Annotated in this window: 22 protein-coding genes; 12 read left to right on the forward strand and 10 right to left on the reverse strand. The window is 66.9% G+C overall.

Translation table 11 applies throughout. From position 1 onward, the window contains the following. The first annotated feature begins 43 nt into the window (after positions 1-43). Complete coding sequence (gene alaS, locus L593_RS08480; RefSeq protein WP_020446543.1) at positions 44-2,824, forward strand: alanine--tRNA ligase; 2,781 nt, start codon at positions 44-46, stop codon at positions 2,822-2,824. A 173-nt stretch (positions 2,825-2,997) separates the two neighbouring features. After that, the gene (locus tag L593_RS08485; RefSeq protein WP_020446544.1) at positions 2,998-3,321 is read left to right on the forward strand and encodes a hypothetical protein; all 324 of its coding nucleotides are present in this window, start codon (positions 2,998-3,000) and stop codon (positions 3,319-3,321) included. A 57-nt stretch (positions 3,322-3,378) separates the two neighbouring features. On the opposite strand, the gene L593_RS08490 is transcribed toward L593_RS08485, so the two are convergent. Then, positions 3,379-3,936, reverse strand: a complete 558-nt coding sequence (locus tag L593_RS08490) for a DUF1684 domain-containing protein (RefSeq protein ID WP_020446545.1) — start codon at positions 3,934-3,936, stop codon at positions 3,379-3,381. A 260-nt stretch (positions 3,937-4,196) separates the two neighbouring features. On the opposite strand from L593_RS08490, the gene L593_RS15995 reads away from it, so the two are divergent. Both L593_RS15995 and L593_RS08495 read left to right on the forward strand, forming a co-directional pair. Next, positions 4,197-4,364, forward strand: coding sequence for a hypothetical protein (locus L593_RS15995; protein WP_187292609.1), 168 nt, complete (start codon positions 4,197-4,199; stop codon positions 4,362-4,364). 81 nt (positions 4,365-4,445) lie between these two features. Next, the gene (locus tag L593_RS08495) at positions 4,446-5,462 is read left to right on the forward strand and encodes an A/G-specific adenine glycosylase (protein WP_020446546.1); all 1,017 of its coding nucleotides are present in this window, start codon (positions 4,446-4,448) and stop codon (positions 5,460-5,462) included. A gap of 4 nt (positions 5,463-5,466) precedes the next feature. On the opposite strand, the gene L593_RS08500 is transcribed toward L593_RS08495, so the two are convergent. Then, a complete protein-coding gene (locus tag L593_RS08500; protein ID WP_049894000.1) occupies positions 5,467-6,024 on the reverse strand; it encodes a hypothetical protein in 558 nt (185 codons plus the stop codon). A 115-nt stretch (positions 6,025-6,139) separates the two neighbouring features. On the opposite strand from L593_RS08500, the gene L593_RS08505 reads away from it, so the two are divergent. The 5 genes from L593_RS08505 to L593_RS08525 all read left to right on the forward strand — a co-directional run bounded on the left by L593_RS08505 (position 6,140) and on the right by L593_RS08525 (position 8,870). Beyond that, positions 6,140-6,715, forward strand: coding sequence for an NADPH-dependent FMN reductase (locus L593_RS08505; RefSeq protein WP_020446548.1), 576 nt, complete (start codon positions 6,140-6,142; stop codon positions 6,713-6,715). 184 nt (positions 6,716-6,899) lie between these two features. Further along, the gene (locus L593_RS08510; RefSeq protein ID WP_020446549.1) at positions 6,900-7,412 is read left to right on the forward strand and encodes a hypothetical protein; all 513 of its coding nucleotides are present in this window, start codon (positions 6,900-6,902) and stop codon (positions 7,410-7,412) included. Further along, positions 7,409-8,065, forward strand: a complete 657-nt coding sequence (locus tag L593_RS08515; RefSeq protein ID WP_020446550.1) for a YigZ family protein — start codon at positions 7,409-7,411, stop codon at positions 8,063-8,065. Before L593_RS08510 ends, L593_RS08515 begins: the two co-directional genes overlap by 4 nt. 83 nt (positions 8,066-8,148) lie before the next feature. Next, on the forward strand, positions 8,149-8,559 hold the full coding sequence (locus tag L593_RS08520; RefSeq protein ID WP_020446551.1) for a hypothetical protein: 411 nt from the start codon (positions 8,149-8,151) through the stop codon (positions 8,557-8,559). A gap of 101 nt (positions 8,560-8,660) precedes the next feature. Next, on the forward strand, positions 8,661-8,870 hold the full coding sequence (locus L593_RS08525) for a zinc-ribbon domain-containing protein (protein WP_020446552.1): 210 nt from the start codon (positions 8,661-8,663) through the stop codon (positions 8,868-8,870). Between the two features lie 44 nt (positions 8,871-8,914). Here the strand turns inward: L593_RS08525 and L593_RS16000 are convergent, their stop codons facing one another. Then, complete coding sequence (locus tag L593_RS16000; protein WP_020446553.1) at positions 8,915-9,091, reverse strand: hypothetical protein; 177 nt, start codon at positions 9,089-9,091, stop codon at positions 8,915-8,917. A gap of 136 nt (positions 9,092-9,227) precedes the next feature. Here L593_RS16000 and L593_RS08530 point away from each other — a divergent pair, with 136 nt between their 5' ends. Further along, positions 9,228-9,545: a hypothetical protein gene (locus L593_RS08530; protein ID WP_020446554.1), complete on the forward strand. Its 318-nt coding sequence runs from the start codon at positions 9,228-9,230 to the stop codon at positions 9,543-9,545. A 55-nt stretch (positions 9,546-9,600) separates the two neighbouring features. Here L593_RS08530 and L593_RS08535 read toward each other — a convergent pair whose 3' ends face one another. After that, positions 9,601-11,070 (reverse strand): GTP-binding protein, encoded by a 1,470-nt coding sequence (locus L593_RS08535; protein WP_020446555.1) that lies wholly within the window; start codon positions 11,068-11,070, stop codon positions 9,601-9,603. 106 nt (positions 11,071-11,176) lie between these two features. Between L593_RS08535 and L593_RS08540 the strand changes: the two genes are divergently transcribed. Beyond that, positions 11,177-11,866 (forward strand): LiaI-LiaF-like domain-containing protein, encoded by a 690-nt coding sequence (locus tag L593_RS08540; RefSeq protein ID WP_020446556.1) that lies wholly within the window; start codon positions 11,177-11,179, stop codon positions 11,864-11,866. A 7-nt stretch (positions 11,867-11,873) separates the two neighbouring features. Here L593_RS08540 and L593_RS15340 read toward each other — a convergent pair whose 3' ends face one another. The 6 genes from L593_RS15340 to L593_RS16005 all read right to left on the reverse strand — a co-directional run bounded on the left by L593_RS15340 (position 11,874) and on the right by L593_RS16005 (position 19,015). After that, positions 11,874-13,283, reverse strand: a complete 1,410-nt coding sequence (locus L593_RS15340; RefSeq protein ID WP_081638682.1) for a deoxyguanosinetriphosphate triphosphohydrolase family protein — start codon at positions 13,281-13,283, stop codon at positions 11,874-11,876. 15 nt (positions 13,284-13,298) lie between these two features. Further along, the gene (locus tag L593_RS08550; protein WP_049894002.1) at positions 13,299-13,493 is read right to left on the reverse strand and encodes a hypothetical protein; all 195 of its coding nucleotides are present in this window, start codon (positions 13,491-13,493) and stop codon (positions 13,299-13,301) included. A 254-nt stretch (positions 13,494-13,747) separates the two neighbouring features. Continuing rightward, positions 13,748-15,610: a phenylalanine--tRNA ligase subunit beta gene (gene pheT, locus L593_RS08555; protein WP_020446558.1), complete on the reverse strand. Its 1,863-nt coding sequence runs from the start codon at positions 15,608-15,610 to the stop codon at positions 13,748-13,750. Then, the gene (locus L593_RS08560; RefSeq protein WP_020446559.1) at positions 15,610-17,292 is read right to left on the reverse strand and encodes a phenylalanine--tRNA ligase subunit alpha; all 1,683 of its coding nucleotides are present in this window, start codon (positions 17,290-17,292) and stop codon (positions 15,610-15,612) included. The genes pheT and L593_RS08560 overlap by 1 nt, the downstream gene beginning before the upstream one ends. Positions 17,293-17,618: 326 nt before the next feature. Next, positions 17,619-18,350, reverse strand: coding sequence for an SDR family NAD(P)-dependent oxidoreductase (locus L593_RS08565; protein ID WP_020446560.1), 732 nt, complete (start codon positions 18,348-18,350; stop codon positions 17,619-17,621). Between the two features lie 179 nt (positions 18,351-18,529). Then, the gene (locus tag L593_RS16005; protein ID WP_020446561.1) at positions 18,530-19,015 is read right to left on the reverse strand and encodes a hypothetical protein; all 486 of its coding nucleotides are present in this window, start codon (positions 19,013-19,015) and stop codon (positions 18,530-18,532) included. A gap of 190 nt (positions 19,016-19,205) precedes the next feature. Here L593_RS16005 and L593_RS08575 point away from each other — a divergent pair, with 190 nt between their 5' ends. Beyond that, a complete protein-coding gene (locus L593_RS08575; RefSeq protein ID WP_144060734.1) occupies positions 19,206-20,078 on the forward strand; it encodes a hypothetical protein in 873 nt (290 codons plus the stop codon). Positions 20,079-20,108 lie beyond the last annotated feature (30 nt).

Here is a 20,108-nt window from a genome sequence, read left to right on the forward strand (position 1 = left end):
CGTCCCGGAACCCTTTTGCACGGCGACCGGCAGGTAGGTCCCAATGAGCGACCTCGAGGAGGAGTACCGCCTCGACTACTTCGCGGAGGAGGACTTCGTCCGCCGCGAGTGCGTCGAGTGTGGCGACCACTTCTGGACGCGCGATCACGACCGCGAGACGTGCGGCGAGCCGCCCTGCGAGACGTACACCTTCATCGACGACCCCGGCTTCGCCGAGGAGTACACCCTGGAGGAGATGCGCGAGGCCTTCCTCTCCTTCTTCGAGGAGCACGGCCACGAGCGCATCGACCCCTACCCCGTCGCCGCGAACCGCTGGCGCGACGACGTCCTGCTCACGCAGGCATCGATCTACGACTTCCAGCCGCTGGTCACGTCGGGCGAGACGCCGCCGCCGGCGAACCCGCTGTGCATCAGCCAGCCCTGCATCCGGATGCAGGACATCGACAACGTCGGGACGACGGGGCGGCACACGATGGCCTTCGAGATGATGGCCCACCACGCGTTCAACGCCCGGGAGGATATCGAGGACGCGGAGCAGTACGCTTACGAGGGCGAGGTCTACTGGAAGGACCGGACCGTCGAACTCTGCGAGGAGTTCTTCGCGTCACTCGGCGCGGATCGCGAGCGGATCACCTACATCGAGGATCCGTGGGTCGGCGGCGGCAACGCCGGGCCGGCGATCGAGGTCATCTACGAGGGCGCGGAGCTCGCGACGCTCGTCTTCATGTCGATGACGCAGGATCCCGACGGCGAGTACGAACTCAAGGACGGGAATCGCTACGCCCCGATGGACACCTACGTCGTCGACACCGGCTACGGCCTCGAGCGCTGGACCTGGGTCAGCCAGGGCACGCCGACGGTCTACGAGGCGATCTACCCCGACCAGATCGCATTCCTCAAGGACAACGCCGGGATCGAACTCACCGACGAGGAGGCCCAGATCGTCCACGACGCCGCCGCGCTCGCCGGCAATATGGACATCGACGAGGCCGAGGACCTCGAGGCCGCACGCGACGAGATCGCCGCCGAGGTCGGCGTCGACGTCGCCGACCTCGAGGCGCTGATGGAACCCCTCGAGACGATCTACGCGATCGCGGACCACTGCCGCACGCTCGCCTACATGTTCGGCGACGAGATCGTCCCATCGAACGTCGGCACCGGCTACCTCGCGCGGATGGTCCTCCGCCGCACGAAGCGGCTCGTGGACGAGGTCGGCGTCGACGCGCCGCTCGACGAACTCGTCGACATGCAGGCCGAGCGTCTGGGCTACGAGAACCGCGACCACATCCGCGACGTCGTCCGCACGGAGGTCGAGAAGTACCGCGAGACGCTGGAGCGGGGCCGCCGCCGCGTCGAGGACCTGGCCGCCGAGCACGCCGAGGCCGGCGAGCCGATCCCGACCGAGGAGCTCGTCGAGCTCTACGACTCCCACGGCATCCAGCCGGACATGGTCGAGGACATCGCCGAGGCCCAGGGCGCCGACGTCGACGTGCCCGAGGACTTCTACGGCCAGGTCGCCGCTCGTCACGACCAGGAGACCGGCGGTATCTCCGCCGCGGACGCCGACGAGCGCTTCGCGGACCTCCCGGCCACGGAGAAACTCTACTACGACGACCAGCAGGGCACGGAGTTCGAGGCCGTCGTCCTCGACGTGTTCGAGCGCCAGGAGGGCTACGACGTCGTGCTCGACCAGACGATGTTCTATCCCGAGGGCGGTGGCCAGCCGCCGGACCACGGCACGCTCGCCTCGGACGACCGCACCGTGGACGTGACCGACGTGCAGATCGAGGACGGCGTGATCCGCCACCGGACCGACGGCGAACTCGACAAGGGCGACATGGTCCGGGGCAAGATCGACGTCGATCGCCGTCGCCAGCTCATGCGCAACCACACCGCGACCCACGCGGTGATCCACGCCGCTCGCCAGGTGCTCGGCGACCACCTCCGGCAGGCCGGCGCCCAGAAGGGCGTCGACTCCTCCCGCATCGACGTCGCCCACTACGCCCGGATCTCCCGCGAGGAGGTCAAGCGGATCGAGTCCGTCGCGAACGACCTCGTCATGGCGAACGTCCCGGTGAGCCAGGAGTGGCTCCACCGCAACGACGCCGAGGCCGAGTACGGCTTCGACCTCTACCAGGGCGGCGTGCCGCCGGGCGAGGAGATCCGCATCGTCACCGTCGACGCGGACGTCCAGGCCTGCGGAGGCACCCACGTCGCCCGCACCGGCGACGTCGGCGCGATCAAGATCCGCTCGACCGAGCGCGTCCAGGACGGCGTCGAGCGCCTGATCTTCTCCGCCGGCACCGCCGCGATCGAGGCCACCCAGGAGACCGAAGACGCCCTCTACGAGACGGCCGACGCGCTCGACGTCGACCCGCAGGCGGCCCCCGAGACCGCCGCCCGGTTCTTCGAGGAGTGGAAGGAACGGGGCAAGCGCATCGAGGAGCTCCAGGAGGAACTCGCAGCGGCCCGCGCCGCGGGCGGTGACGACGACGCGGTCGAGATCGAGGTGGGCGACGCGACCGCCGTGATCCGCCGGATCGACGCCGACATGGACGAACTCCGCGCGACCGCCAACGCGCTCGTCGAGGACGGCCAGATCGCCGTGCTGGGAAGCGGGGCCGAGGGCGCCCAGTTCGTCGTCGGCGTCCCCGACGGCTCCGCGGTCAACGCCGGCGAGGTCGTCAGCCAGCTCGCCGGTCGCGTCGGCGGCGGCGGTGGCGGCCCGCCGGACTTCGCGCAGGGCGGTGGTCCCGACGGCGAGAAGCTGGACGACGCCCTGGCGGACGCGCCCGATATCCTGCAGGCCGTCGTGGACGCCTGAGCTGGTCACCGGTTCGCTGCCGCTCGTTCGTTCGCTGCAACTCGCCCCCAGTCGGCAGCTACGGCACCAGCAACTGCTCCGCGTCGGGCCTGCATTCGGACCGACCTGTCTGCGAGCGAGCCGCCCCGTGGAAACTACACTTTTCCTCGTTCTCGCCGTCGTACGAAGTCGGAATGGTCAACGTTAGCACGATCGACGGCATCGAGTACGGCTTCAGAATCATGATCTATGCCGTCCTCGTCGTCCTGATCGCGATCGTCTTCGGCGCGATCAGCTGGATCCTGATCGACGCCGGCGGTGACCTGCTCACGGCGATCGGTGGAATCATCGGCCTGGTCGGTGGTCTGATCGTCTACGCTGGTGCCCTCGGCGTGCTCTACAAGGTGATCGCCGACGGCGTCGAGCGCGGCGTCCAAGCCGCGAACGTGACGCTCCCTCGGCGACGAGCGGAGCCGGTCGAGGAAGAAGACGAGGTCGAGGCAGTGGAGGAGATCTAGCCACCGCTCGCCGAGGACGGGGACCGTTCGATCCAGGGCCCGAGCATCGAACCGACGCTACTGCCAATCCTTCTCGCCGGCCTCGATCGCGACCTCGAGCCAGTTCTCCTCGGGCGGGAGCGGACACGAAAAGGTCTCGCTGTAGGCACAGAAGGGCGAGTACGCGAGGTTGAAATCCAGCGGGATCACGTCGCCGGTCTCCAGCGCACGCTCGGTCGCTAAGTCCATGTACCGGCCGCCGTCGTAGGTCACGGGACCGGTGGTCTTGTCGCGGAAGGGGACGAAGATCGGCGCCTCCGCGAGGTCCTCGTCGGGCTGCTGGTAGCCGTGGAGTTCGACGTCGTTGCCGTTCAGTTCGAAGTCGAACGTCACCACGCGGTCGTAGCGCACGGAGCGGCCGTCGCTGGTGTCGAGTTCGAGCTGTTCGGGCTCGTCGTGGACGGTCACCTCGGCCTCGACGCGATACTCGGGATCCGGCTCGAAGTACGCCAGCCCGTCGAACTCGTCGCGTTTCTCTGGCGGAATCGGCGACTGGCGGTGCGTGTCGAGGAACTCGTCCTTCTCGGCGCGGCTGGCGCGAAGTTCGTCGGCCCAGCCCGGCGGCGTCTCGCTCATGACCGCCACTCCGCCAGGGAGCCGGATGAACCCCGCGGCTCGGGAGCGGGGCGTCGATCGGTTGCCACTGCAGCGTGCCGCTCGCTGCCGATGGCAGCCGGGCCGCTCGGAACGGAATCGCCCGATGCGGCCCCGTTCCACTTTCACCGAGCTTCCGGCGCTCGCTTATCCGTTACCGACGGTAACGGACTGTCACTCGCTGCGCTCGCGAGCGGATACCCGATCCTGGGTCGCTCGCGGGACCACGCCGAGCCCCAGCCATGCCAGACCATCCACCCCCACTCTCGACTCGCGTTCGTCGCCTCGCCGCCGCAGCGGTCGCGCTGGCCGGCGCCTTCGTCGCCTACCAGACCGTCTACGGCTCGACCGTCCTCGCGGGCGTCGCCGTGCTCGCGATCCTCGCGCTCGCGGCGCTGGGCGTCCGGTAGCGCCGGCGATGCGTTCGCCCCGCCGGTCCAGCCCGTCCCGGACCACACGAGTAAAGCGGCCCCGTCGGCAAGCCGGCAGCAATGAGCACCGAGGAGGACCCGGACGCGGCGTCGGACCGCGATGCGACCGACAGCGACGCCGACGCAACCGGCGCCGACCGCGACCTCCCCGACGGCGTCTCGCTCCCCGACGACCTCGACGCCGTGCAGGACGCGCTCCTCTCCTGGTACCGCGAGGACCACCGCTCGTTCCCCTGGCGCGAGACGACCGATCCCTACGCGATCCTCGTCTCGGAGGTGATGAGCCAGCAGACCCAGCTCTCCCGCGTCGAGACGGCCTGGCACGAGTTCCTCGAGCGCTGGCCCGACGCCGCGGCGCTCGCCGACGCCGACCGCGCCGACGTCGTCGCGTTCTGGACCGACCACAGCCTCGGCTACAACAACCGGGCCAAGTACCTCCACGAGGCCGCGCGGCAGGTCACGGACGGCGAGGCCGGCGGCGACGACCTCGCTGCCGGCGAGTTCCCGACGGATCCGGATGGCCTGCAGGACCTCCACGGCGTCGGCCCCTACACCGCCAACGCCGTCGCCTCCTTCGCGTTCAACGAGGGCGACGCCGTCGTCGACACGAACGTCAAGCGGGTCGTCTATCGCGCCTTCGACGTGCCGGACGACGACGCGGCGTTCGAGGCCGCGGCGGCGGAGCTCATGCCGGCCGGCGAGTCCCGGGACTGGAACAACGGGATCATGGAACTCGGCGGGGTGGCGTGTGAGAAGACGCCGAGTTGCGACGAGGCGGGGTGTCCCTGGCGGCAGTGGTGTCACGCCTACCGCACCGGCGACTTCACCGCGCCGGACGTGCCGACGCAGCCGCCCTACGAGGGCAGCCGCCGGCAGAAGCGCGCCCGGGTGCTCTCCGCGCTCAGCGAGCACGGCTCGCAAGCACTCGACGAGCTGGGGCCACGGGTACGAGTGGATTACGCGCCGGAGGGTGATGGGGATGGCAGCCGCGAGTGGCTCCGCGGGCTGGTCGAGGACCTCGAAGCTGACGAACTGGTGACGCTCGGCGAGAACGGAACCGTCGAACTACGACGCTGATTCGCTACAGCCGCGTGCCGACGAAGCCGCCGATCCCGCCGAAGACGGCGGGGTAGACGATGCCCATCAGGAGTACCGTCACGAGGCCGAGTTCGGGTGCGACGTCGACGCTAATGCCCTGCTGGCTCTCGGACATCTCGAAGACGAACGTTCCGACGACGGTCAACACGACGTAGCCGATCGCCGTCGCTGCGCCAGCGATGGCGGCGTCGGTCTCGTCCTGAATGTCGAAGGTGCGCACGAGTGCGATACCAGCGCCGACCAACACGACGATCGGGATGATCTGATAGAGGAGCTCCGGTGCCTCCAGCGAGGCCTCGCTGACGAAGTTCGAGGTCTGCGATTGCGTCTGGCCCATCATCGAGACCGTGGACTTCGAGTCGACGAAGTGTGCGCCGTAGAGAATGTTCCCCGCTCCCCCGACGAGGTCGTCGCCGTCCTCCATCGCCGCGACGACGATTGCCACGAGCGCGAAGCTCGCAACGTATGCACCGAGGCCAGCGACGGCGCTCTGAACGATTGGAACGCGATCCAACAACTCTCCCCCACTCTGTGTGGACATGGCCCGTGATTTTTGGGGACTATAGTTAAGAATAGTGGCGGTACACTGAAGGTACCTTGCGAGCATGTGGTGCGAAGCACTGGGCGTTTTTGTGACCGGTCGCCGTGGCTCCCGTATGGACGCGCCACACGTCGTCGGTATTCCAGGGAGCCTCCGCGAGGGTAGTTACACGCGAACCGCCACGCGACGTGCGCTCGACGGCGTCGAGCGTGCGGGCGGTACCGCCGAACTGGTCGACCTCCGCGACTACGACCTCCCCATCTTCGACGCCGACCACGACGCCGCGGCCGACGCTCCCGATCTCGCCACGACGGTTCGGGAGGCCGACGCCGTCCTGCTGGGCACTCCGATGTACCACGGCTCCTACTCGTCGCCGCTGAAGACCGCGCTGGACTACTGTGGCTTCGACGAGTTCGAGGACGAGACCGTCGGCCTCCTGGCCGTCTCCGGCGGCGGGTTCCCGACGCCCGCACTCGAGCACCTCCGCTCGGTCTGCCGCGCGCTCAACGCCTGGGTCATCCCCCACCAGGTCGCGATCCCGAAGGCCTACGCCGCGATCGACGATGGCGAGATCGTCGACGACGACCTCGACGAGCGCACGCTGGTGCTGGGTCGCCGCGCCGTCCAGTACGCCGACATCGAGCCCGATCCGGACTCCTTCGAGAGTGACCAGAACGTGGGTGCGGAGTAGGACTCGGCCCGGAGTCGCCGCGGTCAGTCGATTTGGCGACGTCGGTGGTACGTCACGGCCGCTCGAGCGAGCGGCGTCCCTGGAGCAGCACGCTCGACGATTCCCGGACGGGCTCCCCGGCCGCCGTTCCCTCCGCCAGCCCGCTAACGTGGCGCCTAAATGAGCCTGCTCCCTACGCCTGACAATGCACGAGGAGACGCGCTCCTGGGTGGAACTCCTCGCCCTGCAGCTCGCCGGCCTCGTCGTGGCCACGCACCTCTACTGGGGCCTCGATCGCTTCGCAGAGCAGCTTCGCTACGGCGTCTACGTCGACCCCCGACCGGTCCTGTTCGTCCTCTCCTCGGCCGCCATCATCGCCGGCGCGGCGTACGTCGCGCTCGGCGGCCGCCGGAAGCCGGTCTACGCGCTCGGCATCGCGCTCATGCTCGTCTACCTCTTCGGCTACTGGGGCTGGCACCTGATGGGCCACCTGCCCGCGCTGCCCTGGGTCGACGACCAGTCCCATCCCCATCCCGGGTGGGGTCCGTTCGAGACGCTGTACCGGCACCTCGCCGCCGACCACCTCGCCCTCGTCTCCAAACTGGCGGAGGCGACGCTCGCTCTCGTCCTCGGCGCCCTGTGGCTGGACGAGCGCACCGCGGCCGAGGACGGGGCCGCGCTCGCAGACGAGACGAACAGCGAGGCTGACGCGCCGTGACCGACGACGAACCGCCGGACGTGGCCGGTTCGGACGGGGGCAGTGATGGCACTGCGGAGCCCTACGAGACGGTCGGCGAGCGCGCCAGCGCCGCCTTCGAGGTGCAGGGCTCCGAGTTCATCGGCTACGTCGCGCCCGTCGAGAGCGAGCAGGCTGCGGACGACTTCCTCGCGGAAATCGAGGCCGAGTACGCCGACGCGACCCACGTTGTCCCGGCCTATCGCGTCCGGACAGACGAGGGCTACCTCCGGGAGTACAGCTCCGACGACGGCGAACCCTCCGGCTCCGCGGGCAAGCCCGCGCTCAACGTCCTCCAGGGTCAGGATCTGGAGAACGTTGCCGTCGCCGTCGTGCGGTACTACGGAGGCACGAACCTCGGCGTGGGCGGACTGGTCTCCGCCTACGGCCGGGCGACGAAGGAGGCGATCGAGGCCGCGGGCGTCGAGGAGCGCCTGCCACAGGCCCGGTTCTCGATCACGGTCGAGTACGACGACTCCGGCGCCGTCCGCTCGGTGCTCGAGTCCGCCGACTCCAAGTTCGACGCTGCGTACGAGGAGCGGGTCTCCTTCGAGGTCACGGTGCCGGTCGGCGAGGCCGCTGGACTCCGGGATCGCATCCGGAGCACGACGAGTGGGCGGGCCGAAATCGAGTGACTGCGTCGGTGCTGTAGACGTAGCTTCGCCGCTCGTGTTCCGTCGCCCCGAACGCTTAGGTGTCCGCCGCGAAAGGCGCGGGTATGCGCACGGTCGAGGTCTCCCGGTTCGTCCAGGCGCCGCCGTCGGTCGTCGAGCGCGCCCTCGATCCGGCGTCCATCGTCGAGTACGAGGGGAGCTTCGACGTCCGGACCGTCGAGGAACGCGACGACGCCATCGTCGTGATCGCGGGCGGTACGGGCCTCGAACTCTCCTTCCGCTTCGAACTCCGCGAGAACGGCATCTACTACGAGCAGGTCGAGGACGAGGACGCGCCGCTGGAGACGATGGAGACCGAACTCGCCTGGGCCGCCGAGAACGAGGGCACGCGCATCGACGCGACCTCGACGGTTGGCATGGGCGTCTGGCCTCGGCCGATCACTGACCGCATGGCGACCTGGAAACGCCGCGGCGAACTCCGTCGGCTGTTCGATTCCCTGGCCGAAAACGTGTGAGGGCGGCTGTGTCACGGCTTCCGAACCCCGTCGCCAGCGGCTCTGTACCCGCCGCGCACACCCGCCCCGGCGTTTAAGCCACTCTACGCCGAAGCCTGGCCATGAGCATCCTTGGCACGGTCAAGGAGGTCTTCCAGGCCTCCAACCAGGCGACCACCACGGACGAATCGAAGGGCGCCTACTGGTGTCACGACTGCCAGGAACGCGTTCGCGACGTCGACGTAAAGGGCGAGAGCACCCCGGACTGCCCGTCCTGCGGGGAGTCCATGGAGTTCGAACGCTCGACCGGTACCGCGGGCTGTGCCTGTTGAGGACGGGTCGTCGCAGGTAACTGGCTGACTGCCCGGTGGAGCGCTTACTGGGTCATGATATAGGTCAGGACCATCAGGAGGAGCGTCGCGGTCGCGAGCCGCGTGAGCGTGAAGCCGACGACGCCGAGGAGGTCCAGCCCCCAGAGGACGATGTACGCAAACAGTCCCGAGAGCACGAGGTTCATCACGAAGTGAACGCGCGGGTCGCCGCGACTCTGCATGGGCGGGTCTGTGTCGCGATTCGTCTTAAGTCCCGGCGGTGACGGCAGGGGAGATGGGAGTGGATTCCGGGGCCGCCGTGCCGCCCTTACTCACCAGCGCCCATCGTTAACTCCCTACACGCCGTATTCACGGCCGATGGAGCTCCGGAACAGCGAGGGCTCGCCGATCGACCCGGTGCCGTTCCTGGTCGTCGCGCTACTGGGCATCTGCGTCGCGATGGCGTGGGGCCCGCTCTACCTCAAGAGCCACGGCCTCGGGGAACTCCTCGCCATCGGGGTCTCGGGGGTCCTCGCCGTTGGCACCGTCGGCGCTGCCTTCTACCGATTCGTCTGGACGGAGAACCCCAACCGCCGCGAGGAGGTACCCGTCGGCGAGCGGTTCCGGACGCTGCTCTACGCAATGTTGCTGGGTATCCTGATCCTGCTCGCGCTGATCGCGCTGCTCTACGTCTGAATCGCCAACGACCAGGGTCCTCGCGCTGGCGTCGTCCTCCGCTCGATCGGTTTCCTCACGCCGTCGGATCGAACCCCTCGGACTCCCGCGGCGAGAACTCCAGGCGCTCGTCGTCCTCGTCGCTGGCCGGCAGCCCGACGGCGTCTGCAGGGTCGTTCTCGCCGAGCCAGCCGTCCTCCGGGTCCCACTCCTCGTCGGTGACCAGCGCGTCCTCCAGCGCTCCGAACAGTTCCTCCTCGGGCACGTCCCGGCCGATGAACACCAGTTCGCTCCGGCGGTCGCCGTGGGGCTCCTCCCAGGGCAGGTCGGGCGTGTTCGAGCGATAGAGGTCGGCCTCGACGTCGGGGAGGCTCGCGATCCAGGGGCCGACGCCTTCGACGCTCCCGGTCGGTCCGGCCTGGCTGTAGAGCAACGCAAGATCGTCCCGTCCCGCGGCCCAGAAGAGCCCTTTCGAGCGGACGACGGCGGGCGGGAGGTCGCCGAGCACCGCGAGCAGGCGTTGGGGGTGGAAGGGACGCCGGCGTCGGAACGCCACGGAGTCCACGCCGTAGACGGCCTCGGGATGGTCGTGATCGTGGTGGTCTTGGTCGCCGTGGCTGTCGTGGTGGTCGTGATCGTGGTCGTGACCGTCGTGCTCACCGTGGCCGCTGTCGTCACTGAGACCCTCCTGCTCGTGGCCGTGCTCCTCCTCGGGACTACTGTGCTCCAGACCGGTCCTCGCGTCCGAGAGTCCCCCGGCAGCCGACGCGTCCCGCTGTTCGGCGTACAGGCCCGTCTCGAGGATCAGATCGAGGTCGACGTCCCCGTGGACCGTCCGGTGGATCGGTGCGTCCGGATTGAGCGCGCCGAGCAGCGCCTCGATCTGCCCGAGGTGCTCGTCGTCGAGGAGATCGCACTTGTTCAAGAGCAGGACGTTCGCCGTCTCGACCTGCTCGATGACGAGGTCCGAGAGCGGCCGGTCGGTCGATCCTGGCGCAGTCTCGCGCTCGACGCGGCCCGCCAGCGATCCGTCGTTCCCACCATCCTCGCCGTCGCGTGCACTCTCCTCGGCGTGGCTCGCACCCCCTTCGGGGTGGCCCGCAGCCTCCTCGTCGCCCCCGAAGGTCTCCCAGAATCGCGGGGCGTCCACGACCGTCACGAGCGTATCGAGGTCGTAGACGGCCGCCGCCCTGGAGTCGGTGACGAACAGCCGGCCGACGGGCCCCGGTTCCGAGATGCCAGAGGCCTCCACGACCAGCACGTCGAACTCGCGCTCCTCGGCGAGGCGGGCGACCTCGCTCTCGAGGTCGTCCTGGAGTTCACAGCAGATGCAGCCGTTCGAGAGCTCCGCGACCCCGCCGTCGGCGGCGAGGTCCGAGCCAGCGGCCAGCAGGTCGGCGTCGACGTTGACCTCGCCCATGTCGTTGACGAGCACGGCGATCCGCCGGTCGCCGGCGTCGGTGAGCAGGTGGTTCAGCACGGTGGTCTTGCCCGCTCCCAGCGGTCCGGCGAGCACCGTGACCGGAATACCGTCGTTCCCTGCCATTGGTCTGGAAACGGAGCCGCGGCTACTTCAGCGTGTGGTAGGATCACACGCATTCGGCGCCGGAGAATCGCCTACGCTTATCCCGAAACCGGCCGATGGACGCCCTATGGCGCGCAACCTGACGGGGCGAATCGCGACTGGCGGGCTGGTCATCCTGATCGGTATCCTGTTGCTCCTCTCGACGACGAACACGGTGCCGACGGACTCGCTGTGGGACTGGGTCCCCGCCATCTTCGTGCTCCTGGGCGCCTGGGCGCTGCTCTCCAGTGGCTTCCGGAACCTCACCGGTCCGGTGATGGTGATCGCGATCGCCGGCGCGTTCCTCGCGCGGAATCTGGAACTGATCGGCGAGTCGGCGATCGACACCTGGTGGCCGCTCTTTCTCGTCCTCTTCGGCGTGCTCCTGTTGATCGGCCGCCAGCGTCGCAGCCGAATCCACACCGAGATCGGCGAGGACGGCGAACTCACCACGATCGCCATCTTCGGTGGCTCGGAACGCCGGATCACGACCGATCGGTTCGCCGGCGGCGAGGTCGTCGTCGCCTTCGGCGGCGCGGAGATCGACCTCACGGACGCCGAGATCGACCGCCCGCCCGCGACCATCGAGGCCGTCGTGCTCTTCGGCGGCGCGGAGATCCTCGCGCCGGACGACTGGAACGTGAAACTCGACGTCCTGCCGCTCTTTGGCGGCGCGAGCGACGAGCGAAAGCGGCCTGACGAGGCGCCTCGGCGCGGCGACGGCCCCGATCTCGTGGTCACGGGCGTGGCCCTGTTCGGTGGAATCGAAGTGACGTGAGAACCAGCTAGATAATCCGGTCTGTGACGAGCCCTGGTGAACGCCCGGTAACCCTTTCGTACAATTGCATCGCCTGTTGTTCAGTCATACTTGCGATGACATCAGCAACCAGCCGGGCACGGATTGTCCCCGCGTCAATATCACTATATCCGAGCTCCCCTTCATGAAGCATTGATATTTTCTCATCAAAGGGATCTGGAATCATATCGGCGTACATGCTGTTCTCCGCAGAGGCCTCATACAGCGTATCATATAGCTCTTTTATCAACTTCGTATGCCCGTGCTGCTGGGCCACGAGGGCTGGATTTTCAAAAACATAGTATTTACACAGAAATTGGAGTAGCTTGACCTCATAAATGAGTGACTCTTCAATTTCTAGCCCACCGGCTATGGACGGATCAATACGAAATGTCGTGTCTGAATTGCGGCCCAAGTACCTTTCAATGAGTTCGGAACTCATGAAGCTAAGCGCAGCAATATTTTTACTAGATCCACTATATCTACCTTCCAAGAGACCGCTTGACCCCCCGCGATTGCTACCTTCCTGTTCCGCGATATCGGCTAGTTTTGGCAGTGAATTTGATAGGAAGGATACTGCATCCCATGTTCCCACATCTACGTCACTCCAATCTTCAAATGCATCAATCAATTTAGCTTGTTCTTGTGTCTCCCTTGTGAGTTCTCCCAAAGGGATCAGCCCGGATTTATAGAAGTCTACTACGTCGTGAATCGCATAGGTTAGATCGTCTGCCCAATCCATTATTTTTGCCTCCAGACTTTTTGTCTCGGAACCACTGCCCGGCGTCCGGAGTTGTCTTACATCATCAACAATATGTTGCTCCGTTGAATAGTACCCCCACTTTTTACTTCGGTGCCCTGCTGTTTCTCTCTTCCAAGGATATTTTAAAATCGCATTAAGGCTCGCCAATGTTAGATCAAGTCCACTATGAGTGCTCCCGTATGGTGTGTGATGAATCGCGATATTATTCACAATCCGGAATGATTGCGGGTTGCCCTCAAAACTATCTGGAATTCCCTCTCTGTCTAGCTTATCACGAAGTGCTTGCTCCGCTGCATGACCGAAGGGTGGATGGCCGAGATCATGAGCAAGGCAGGCTGTCTCGACTACATCCTCATCCAGACCACCTGCTTCTTCAATAACTGTCTCATCCGTATCATCAATGAGTAATTCTGCCAACCTCCGCCCCACCTGAGAAACCTTTAACGAATGTGTTAATCGATTGTGGTAGCCTCGTTCTGTGCTAACATGCACAACTTGTGCCACTCCGGCCAGGCGGCGAAATGCAGGGGTATAGAGCACCCGGTCTCTATCTCGCTGAAATGGCGTACGGTTGTCGCCATCAGCACTTCCTGATACTATCCTTGTCTTTCTAAGTACCTCGTTATCCGGCGGCATAGAAATCGCGAGAAGCTATTCTTCAACCTGAAGTTCCCACTCTACAGTGTAGGAAACCTCGTCATCCTGCATTAGATTTCGGAGTGCGTTTAATAGCCTTTGGCGGCTCATGTCTGGCTCCATAACCGCCACAAAATCGTCCTGGTCCACAGGCTCTCTGCTACGGAGTTCCCTTTTCACACGCTCTTCTATGGGTTCGGTAGTTGCCATCTGATTGAGTGTCCATCTTCCTGGGCAAAATAGCTTTGGCCAATTTACAATATTATGTGGTTTCTCGATGTGCTATATCTTGGTGGCATATAACTGGTTTCTCTGGCAGGCATCTAATCTATATTCTTGTTTTCTCGGAGGATGTTAACTCTGGATATCACGGACACTGTTTGTTCCAGGCATAGTAGATTATGCAACGTTCTCCGAAGTGGGCTGATTCGAAACCTGTAGATTGGGGTGCAACAGCCGCCGCGCTACGCCAGCGCGTCCCGGCGTAGCTCGAACGCGGCGACCGGCACTTCGAGGTCGTGCTCGACGAGGACCGCGGGATCGACTTCGCCGATCACGCCCGCGACCTCGCCGTCGACGACGACGTCGGCGACACGGCCGTCGAGGAAGCTCGGATGCTCGGTCGCTGGCGTCTCCAGTTCGACGTCGAACGCCGACGCGAGCGCCTGGAGCCGTCCGCGGGCGTCCTCGTAGGAGGCGTCGTGGCGTGCGACGACCGCGGCGACGGAGCGATGTTCCGCGACGCCGGTCGGCTCCGTCGGGTCGACCTGCGCGACGAAGCCGACCTCCGCGAGGTCCTGTGGGTACTCCCGGTGGGTGTTGCCTTCGAGCACCTGTAGGAGCGATGGGAGCGCCCACGTCCGGAGCACGGTGTAATCCTCGCTGTAGGCGGTCGCGATGGTGGGCGCCGGGGCGAAGCCGACGGCATCGTCGGCGACCTCGCGATCCGCGTGCTCGCCAGCGTGGCCCGAAATCTCCATCTCCTCGGCCTGGAGGTCGACGTGGCCGACCTCGGGGATGGGGAGACCCATCCGCCCGAACGTCTCGGCCTCGTTGGTCATGTGGAAGTTCAGCATGTCCTCGAAGCCGACGCCGACGAGCGTATCGCGGACCGCGCGCTCGTGCCGGGAGCGCTCGTGGCGGCCGCCGAGCGTCGAGACGTCGGGGTAGCTCGCGTCGAGTTCGTTGAAGCCATAGGCGCGGCCGACGTCGTCGATCAGGTCCTGGGCGTGGAGCACGTCGACGCGGTAGGCCGGGATCGCGACCTCGTACCCGGCCGCCACGTCGCCCTCCTCGCCAGCGTCGCCACGCTGGAGTTCGATCTGTTCGGCGTCCAGGCCGGACCGCTCCAGCAGGTCGAGCACCTCGTCGGGATCGAAGTCGACGCCGACGACGGACTCGACGCGCTCGTGGGCGACGGTCTTGCGATCGAGCGAGAGGTCGGGCCGCTCGATCGTGGTGCCGGCGTACTCGCCGCCGGCGTCGTCCGCGTAGCTGACGTCGACGGCCTCGATCGTCGCGCCGCGGGCGTCCATCGCGTAGCAGAGGATCGCGAGCATCCGGTCGATCGTCCACTGGTCGGTGCCGGTCATCTCGACGAAGAGGTTCCGGCTCTCGGCGGTGACCTCCGTCCGGCGGCCGTTGATCGCCGGCGGGAAGGAGAAGAGGCCGAGGTCGTCGTAGATCGCGGGCATCCGCTCGTACTCCGCGACCAGGTCGGCGTACTCGCTGGCCATGTGGTGGGACTCGAGCGCCTCGCCGGGGGTCATCTCCCGGTCGCTCTCGAGGGGGACGAACGTGTCGCCGTCGGGCGCGATACCGGTGTAGCGGACCGAGTTGTTCGGTTCGGCGGCGTCCTCTTCGTCCGTCGGACCCACGGCGCCCTTGAGCATCGTGAGGTCGTGGACGCCGATGGCGCCCTTCGCACGACCGCGGCCCATCGTCGCGTGAAGCTTCTCCTGCAACTGGATCAGCGACTCGAGCGCGTCCTCGTCGAGGTTCACGTCCCGGAGCACCGCACCGGTGACGTAGGGCCGCTCGTCGGGCACGTCGCTGTCGACCTCGATCGTCCAGTCGGGATCGGTCACGCTCGGCACGTACGCGCCGCGATCGTCGCCGTACTGGTAGCGCAGGGAGCGGGCGATCCCCTCGACGGAGAGGCGGTCGAGGCGGTCCGGCGCGAACTCGAGTTCGAGGTCGCCGTCCTCGGTCTTCCCCTCGAGTTCGAGACCGAGCGCGAACAGGTCGTCGATCAGTTCGTCCTCGGGCTTGTCCTCGTGGCCGGCGAGCGTCAGCAGTTCGTCGGTATCGATCTCGACGACGGGCATCAGTAGATCACCTCCGCGTTCCGCAGGAAGTCCAGATCGGTCAGCGTGCCGTGGATGTCGCGGATGTCCTCGGCGCCGGTGACGAGCATGGCGAGCCGTTCCCCTGCCAGTCCCCAGGCCATCACGTCACAGTCGACGCCGAGTGGCTCCAGCATCTCCTCGCGGAAGATCCCGGAGTTGCCGATCTCGATCAGTTCGCCAGTCTCGGGATGTTCCCCGAACAGCTCGAAACTCGGCTCCGTGTAGGGGTTGTAGTGGGGTTTGAACTGGACGTCCGTGATCCCGAACTGGGCGTAGAACTCCTCGAAGGTGCCCATGAGGTCGCGGACCGACAGGTCCTCCGCCATCACCCAGCCCTCGATCTGGAAGAACTCGAGCAGGTGGGTCGCGTCGAGCGTGTCGTTGCGGTAGCCCTTCTCGACGCTGAAGAAGCGCTGGGGCGGTTCGAGGTCGCCCATCGCCTCGCCCGCGAGGTGCCGCGCGGTCAGCGAGGTCGTGTGCCCACGGAGCGCGAGGGCCTCCGCGAAGTCCTCGTCCCAGGGCGAGTGGTAGCCGTCGCCGTCGTCGCCGACGCCCTCGCGGTGGGCGCGCTCGACGCGCTCGACGAGGTCCTCGGGCAGGGACTCGATCCGGCTGGGGGTCTCCATCGCGAAGCGGTCCCAGTGGGTCCGCGCCGGGTGGTCCTGGGGCATGAACAGCGCGTCGTTGATCCAGAAGTCCGCGTCGACGTGCGGGCCCTGCATCTCCTCGAATCCCATCCCGACGAGCACGTCCTTCACGCGCTCGATGGTCTGGCGGAGGACGTGGGTGCGGCCGACGTGTGGCGTCTCCGCCTCGGCCTCGACGTTGTACGCCGCGAACTCCGAGGCCTCCCACTCGCCGCTTGTGAGGAGTTCCGGCGTCACCTGCCCGACGGTCTCGGCCTCGGAGACGCCCTCCATCAGCGCTGTGACGCCGTCGTCGGTGAGCAGGACGGTGCGCTCGGTCGTCTCGGAGCGCTCGAGCAGGCCGCGGCGTTCGAGGTCGTCGATCGTGTCGGCGTCGACGTCGAGGTCGTTGCTTGTGCCGGGATCGTTGTCGAGGTCGTCGTGATAGGTTCGCTCGGCCGTTTCCGAGACCTCCGCGATCTGATCGATGAACTCCTCGTCGGAGATCTCCTCCATCTTATACTCTGGATCGGTCGCGCCGCCGATCTCGGCGTCGTCACCTTCGTCGTCCGCTGTGTCGGAAGCCCCCGCGACCGCGGCGAGCGCCTGCGCCTCCTCGTCGGCGTCGGGATCCGCGTCGGGATCGGCGCTCACGGCGCCGTCGTCGATCGATCCGTAGCCCTTCCGGGCGAAGTTCGCGAGCGCGATGTCGACCGCGTTCCCTCCGAGCCCGGCGGCGCCGATGACCTCCCCGAGCGAGATCGGCTCTTCGTCCGCGCCGGCGTCGAGGGCTGCGCGATAGAGCGCGACCTCGGGGAGGCCGTCGGCGAGGTAGGTCTCGCCCTCGTCGGTCAGCGCGACCCGCTCGCGCTCGATGGCCTCGACGGTGACGAGGCCGGCCTCTTCGAGGGCGAAGGCCGCGCCCGTAACCGTCTCCGGCGCGAGGTCGGTCTCGGCGGCGATTTCGTCGATTGACTGTGCGTCGTTCGCGCTCGCGGCGTTGAGGACCGCGACCTGTGCTGCTGGAAGTTCCATTGGTGTGTGCTGTGGATCGCTTCGATCGTGACTCGAACGCTGTGCCGGCGTCGCCGCCCGTCGACGCGCTCGGGCGTCGGGGCGGGCGAATCCATCGCAGCCGATTTCGTCCGGGCGGGCCGTTCGGGCCCGGGTCCCGGAGTCCGCCGGCCGTCACGCCGGCTGGAAAAACGCGAACCCCGCGGCAGCAGTCGCTGGGCGCACTGAACGCCGATCCGTGGGGTTCGACGGCATATCCGACCCCTCGAATCGCCGACGCAAAAGCGTTACGCGTCGCTGCGGCGGATCCAGCGGCCGTTCGACGCTGATCGGCACCGAGCGGTCGGCTACTGGAACTGCATCCCGCCGTTGACGTTGACGATCTCGCCCTGGACGTACTCGTTGCCCAGCAGGTACTCGATCGTGTCCGCGACCTCGGAGGGGTCGCACGCGTACTCCGGGAGGTGGGTGTCGAGGTTCTCGTGGCCGCGGAACTCGATTGCCTCGAGGAATGCGAGGATGTCGTCGTTCATGCTGGTCTCGACGGGACCGGGGGCGACGGCGTTGACCTGCACGCCGTCCTCCCCGTACTCACGGGCCAGCGCCCGGGTGAGCCCGTGGAGGCCGGCCTTGCTCGCCGCGTAACTGGCGTCGACGGTGCCCGCGGTGCCGCCGATCGAGGAGACGAAGACCACGTCGCCGCCGGGCTGGAGGTACTCGATGGCGGCCCGGGTGACGTAGAACGCGCCGGTGAGGTTCGTCCGGAGGACGCGATCCCACTGCTCGTCGTCGAGGTCGTCCAGGCGGCCTGGATCGACGATCCCAGCGTTGTTGACGACGGCGTCGAGGCCACCGAGTTCGTCGGCGGCCGTATCGACCATCTGCTCGACGGCATCAGAGTCCGTGACGTCTGCCTGTACGGTGACGGCCGCCGCATCCCGATCGCGGGCAGCGGCTGCGACGTCCGCCGCCGCGTCGGCAGACTCGTTGTAGCCGATCGCGACGTCGTGTTCCCCCGCGAGGGCGAGTGCCGTTGCACGACCGATCCCGCGACTACCGCCGGTGACGAGTACGTTCATCGTATCGACTGATTGTACTACCGACTGATACTCCTTTCGCGACGGCCGCCACCGCTGTCCACTGCTACATCGGAAGCGTCAATCATCGCGCTGGATCGGTCGTTATGCTGGACCGATCCTCGCGCTGGATCGGCCGATTTGGCGGATCGATCGCCGCGTCGAACAGTCGATCTGCCGGATCAGTCGTCCTGCCACTCCTCGGGAACGGACGACTCAAGGTCCGCTTCCCCGGCGTCCGCCTCGTCGAGTTCCTCGGCCACGGCAAGTGCGTCCGCGACCTCGTCGTCGAGCGCGTCGAAGTCGTCGCCGTCGACCGCCGCGGGCTCCTCGGCCTCGTCGATGGCTCGCTCCAGTTCGACGAGCACGGCCGGCGTGGTCGTCGATTCGCCGGCGGACCCGTCCTCGACCCCGCAAGCGGACGCCCGGCTCGACGGATCCCCAGTCGACGGTACGCCACCCGAGGGCTCCTCGGTCGTCGAGCGTCGCTCCGGCCGGTCGAGGTCGCCCTCGAACAGCCGCCTCACTGCCCGGTCGCTGGTGGCGTCGCGTTCCGGTGCGCCGGCGCCGGTGACCAGCTCCTCGACCGACTCTGCGTCGTGGGCCTCGAAGACGGCCGCCGGGTCGGCCTCGACGTCGCGGGCCACCTCCGAGAGTCCGGGCTGCATACTCGCGGACTCGTAGGCGTCCGGGTTAATATTTTCGCCTGTCAGACGTTAGTTCCTCTCGAAAACGGTATTGAACTTGCAGTGCGGCGTCAGACGTTTGGCTGACGCACCGGTCTCGGCGTGGATGCTTCGGTTCTCGACGCGGCAGGTGGCCCCAACAGTTATTTGTCACTCCTCAGATGTGAAACTCGTGTCGTCGGACGGCGACCGCTCGGAACGCGGGGGCTGGGGCGCGGTGTTCGTCGCCAGCATGCTCTGCCTGGCTGTCGCCCTCGGGATAGTCGTTGCCAGGGCGGCGGCAGTTCCCATCGTGGGCGAGACGATCCGCTGGCCCACCCTGTTCGCGATACCGCTGGTTGGCGGCCTGGTCGCTGGCGCTCGATTCCCCGGAAACCGCTCCTCGGCCGTCGGGAGCGCGCTCCTGGGTGCCGTCTGGCTCGGAGCGATCGCGTTCCACGTGGGGCTCGTGTCCCTGTTCGAGAGCCCGATCGTGTCGCCGGCGAGCAGCTGGCTGATCTTCACGGTCGCCTGGACGCCGTTCGCGATCGTGTTCGCCTGCATCGGCGGCCTGCTCGGGTCTGGGCTCGCGGCGCGCTGGATCGGACGCAGCGAGGACGTCGACGCTGACGCGCTGGTCGACGGTGGCGAGACGGTGCCACTCGGTCGCATCGCCCGGGCGACGCTCGAGGGCGTCGGCGTGATGGTCGCCGTCGCGGTCGCCGGCGTGTTCGTCGGGCCCCTCGCCGTGATCTTCGGTGCCCCCTTCGCTGGTGGCTTCGTCGCCGGCGGGCGCGCTCCCGGGGGCACCCTCGTCGGCGTCTTCACCGGACTGCTGGCCGGCGTCCTCTACGTCGTGACCCTCGCAGTGGCGTTCGTGCTGTGGCTCCGCTCGTTGACCTGGGTCGGGTACGGCATCGGGTTCGTCATCGTCTTCTACTTCCTGGCGCTCCTCCTCACGCTGGTTCTCAGCGGGCTCGGTGGCCTGTTCGGCGCGCTCGCCAACGATTCGAGCGAGGACGCGGACGCGCAGGAAGGGGCGGCGGAGTCAGCGACGGAGCCCTGACAGCGGTGAGCCTCGCCTCGGCGGATCATC

The sequence above is a fragment of the Salinarchaeum sp. Harcht-Bsk1 genome (assembly GCF_000403645.1).
Taxonomy (GTDB): Archaea; Halobacteriota; Halobacteria; order Halobacteriales; family Salinarchaeaceae; genus Salinarchaeum.

Coding starts and splice junctions, on each gene's coding strand:
- L593_RS08540 (WP_020446556.1), top strand. CDS start 11,177: ATGGCGCGCAACCTGACGGGGCGAATCGCGACTGGCGGGCTGGTCATC.
- L593_RS08535 (WP_020446555.1), bottom strand. CDS start 11,070: ATGGCAGGGAACGACGGTATTCCGGTCACGGTGCTCGCCGGACCGCTG.
- L593_RS08505 (WP_020446548.1), top strand. CDS start 6,140: ATGGACGCGCCACACGTCGTCGGTATTCCAGGGAGCCTCCGCGAGGGT.
- L593_RS08520 (WP_020446551.1), top strand. CDS start 8,149: ATGCGCACGGTCGAGGTCTCCCGGTTCGTCCAGGCGCCGCCGTCGGTC.
- L593_RS08495 (WP_020446546.1), top strand. CDS start 4,446: ATGAGCACCGAGGAGGACCCGGACGCGGCGTCGGACCGCGATGCGACC.
- L593_RS08500 (WP_049894000.1), bottom strand. CDS start 6,024: ATGTCCACACAGAGTGGGGGAGAGTTGTTGGATCGCGTTCCAATCGTT.
- L593_RS08525 (WP_020446552.1), top strand. CDS start 8,661: ATGAGCATCCTTGGCACGGTCAAGGAGGTCTTCCAGGCCTCCAACCAG.
- L593_RS16000 (WP_020446553.1), bottom strand. CDS start 9,091: ATGCAGAGTCGCGGCGACCCGCGCGTTCACTTCGTGATGAACCTCGTG.
- L593_RS08550 (WP_049894002.1), bottom strand. CDS start 13,493: ATGGCAACTACCGAACCCATAGAAGAGCGTGTGAAAAGGGAACTCCGT.
- L593_RS08490 (WP_020446545.1), bottom strand. CDS start 3,936: ATGAGCGAGACGCCGCCGGGCTGGGCCGACGAACTTCGCGCCAGCCGC.
- L593_RS15995 (WP_187292609.1), top strand. CDS start 4,197: ATGCCAGACCATCCACCCCCACTCTCGACTCGCGTTCGTCGCCTCGCC.
- alaS (WP_020446543.1), top strand. CDS start 44: ATGAGCGACCTCGAGGAGGAGTACCGCCTCGACTACTTCGCGGAGGAG.
- pheT (WP_020446558.1), bottom strand. CDS start 15,610: ATGCCCGTCGTCGAGATCGATACCGACGAACTGCTGACGCTCGCCGGC.
- L593_RS08530 (WP_020446554.1), top strand. CDS start 9,228: ATGGAGCTCCGGAACAGCGAGGGCTCGCCGATCGACCCGGTGCCGTTC.
- L593_RS08565 (WP_020446560.1), bottom strand. CDS start 18,350: ATGAACGTACTCGTCACCGGCGGTAGTCGCGGGATCGGTCGTGCAACG.
- L593_RS15340 (WP_081638682.1), bottom strand. CDS start 13,283: ATGCCGCCGGATAACGAGGTACTTAGAAAGACAAGGATAGTATCAGGA.
- L593_RS08510 (WP_020446549.1), top strand. CDS start 6,900: ATGCACGAGGAGACGCGCTCCTGGGTGGAACTCCTCGCCCTGCAGCTC.
- L593_RS08485 (WP_020446544.1), top strand. CDS start 2,998: ATGGTCAACGTTAGCACGATCGACGGCATCGAGTACGGCTTCAGAATC.
- L593_RS08560 (WP_020446559.1), bottom strand. CDS start 17,292: ATGGAACTTCCAGCAGCACAGGTCGCGGTCCTCAACGCCGCGAGCGCG.
- L593_RS16005 (WP_020446561.1), bottom strand. CDS start 19,015: ATGCAGCCCGGACTCTCGGAGGTGGCCCGCGACGTCGAGGCCGACCCG.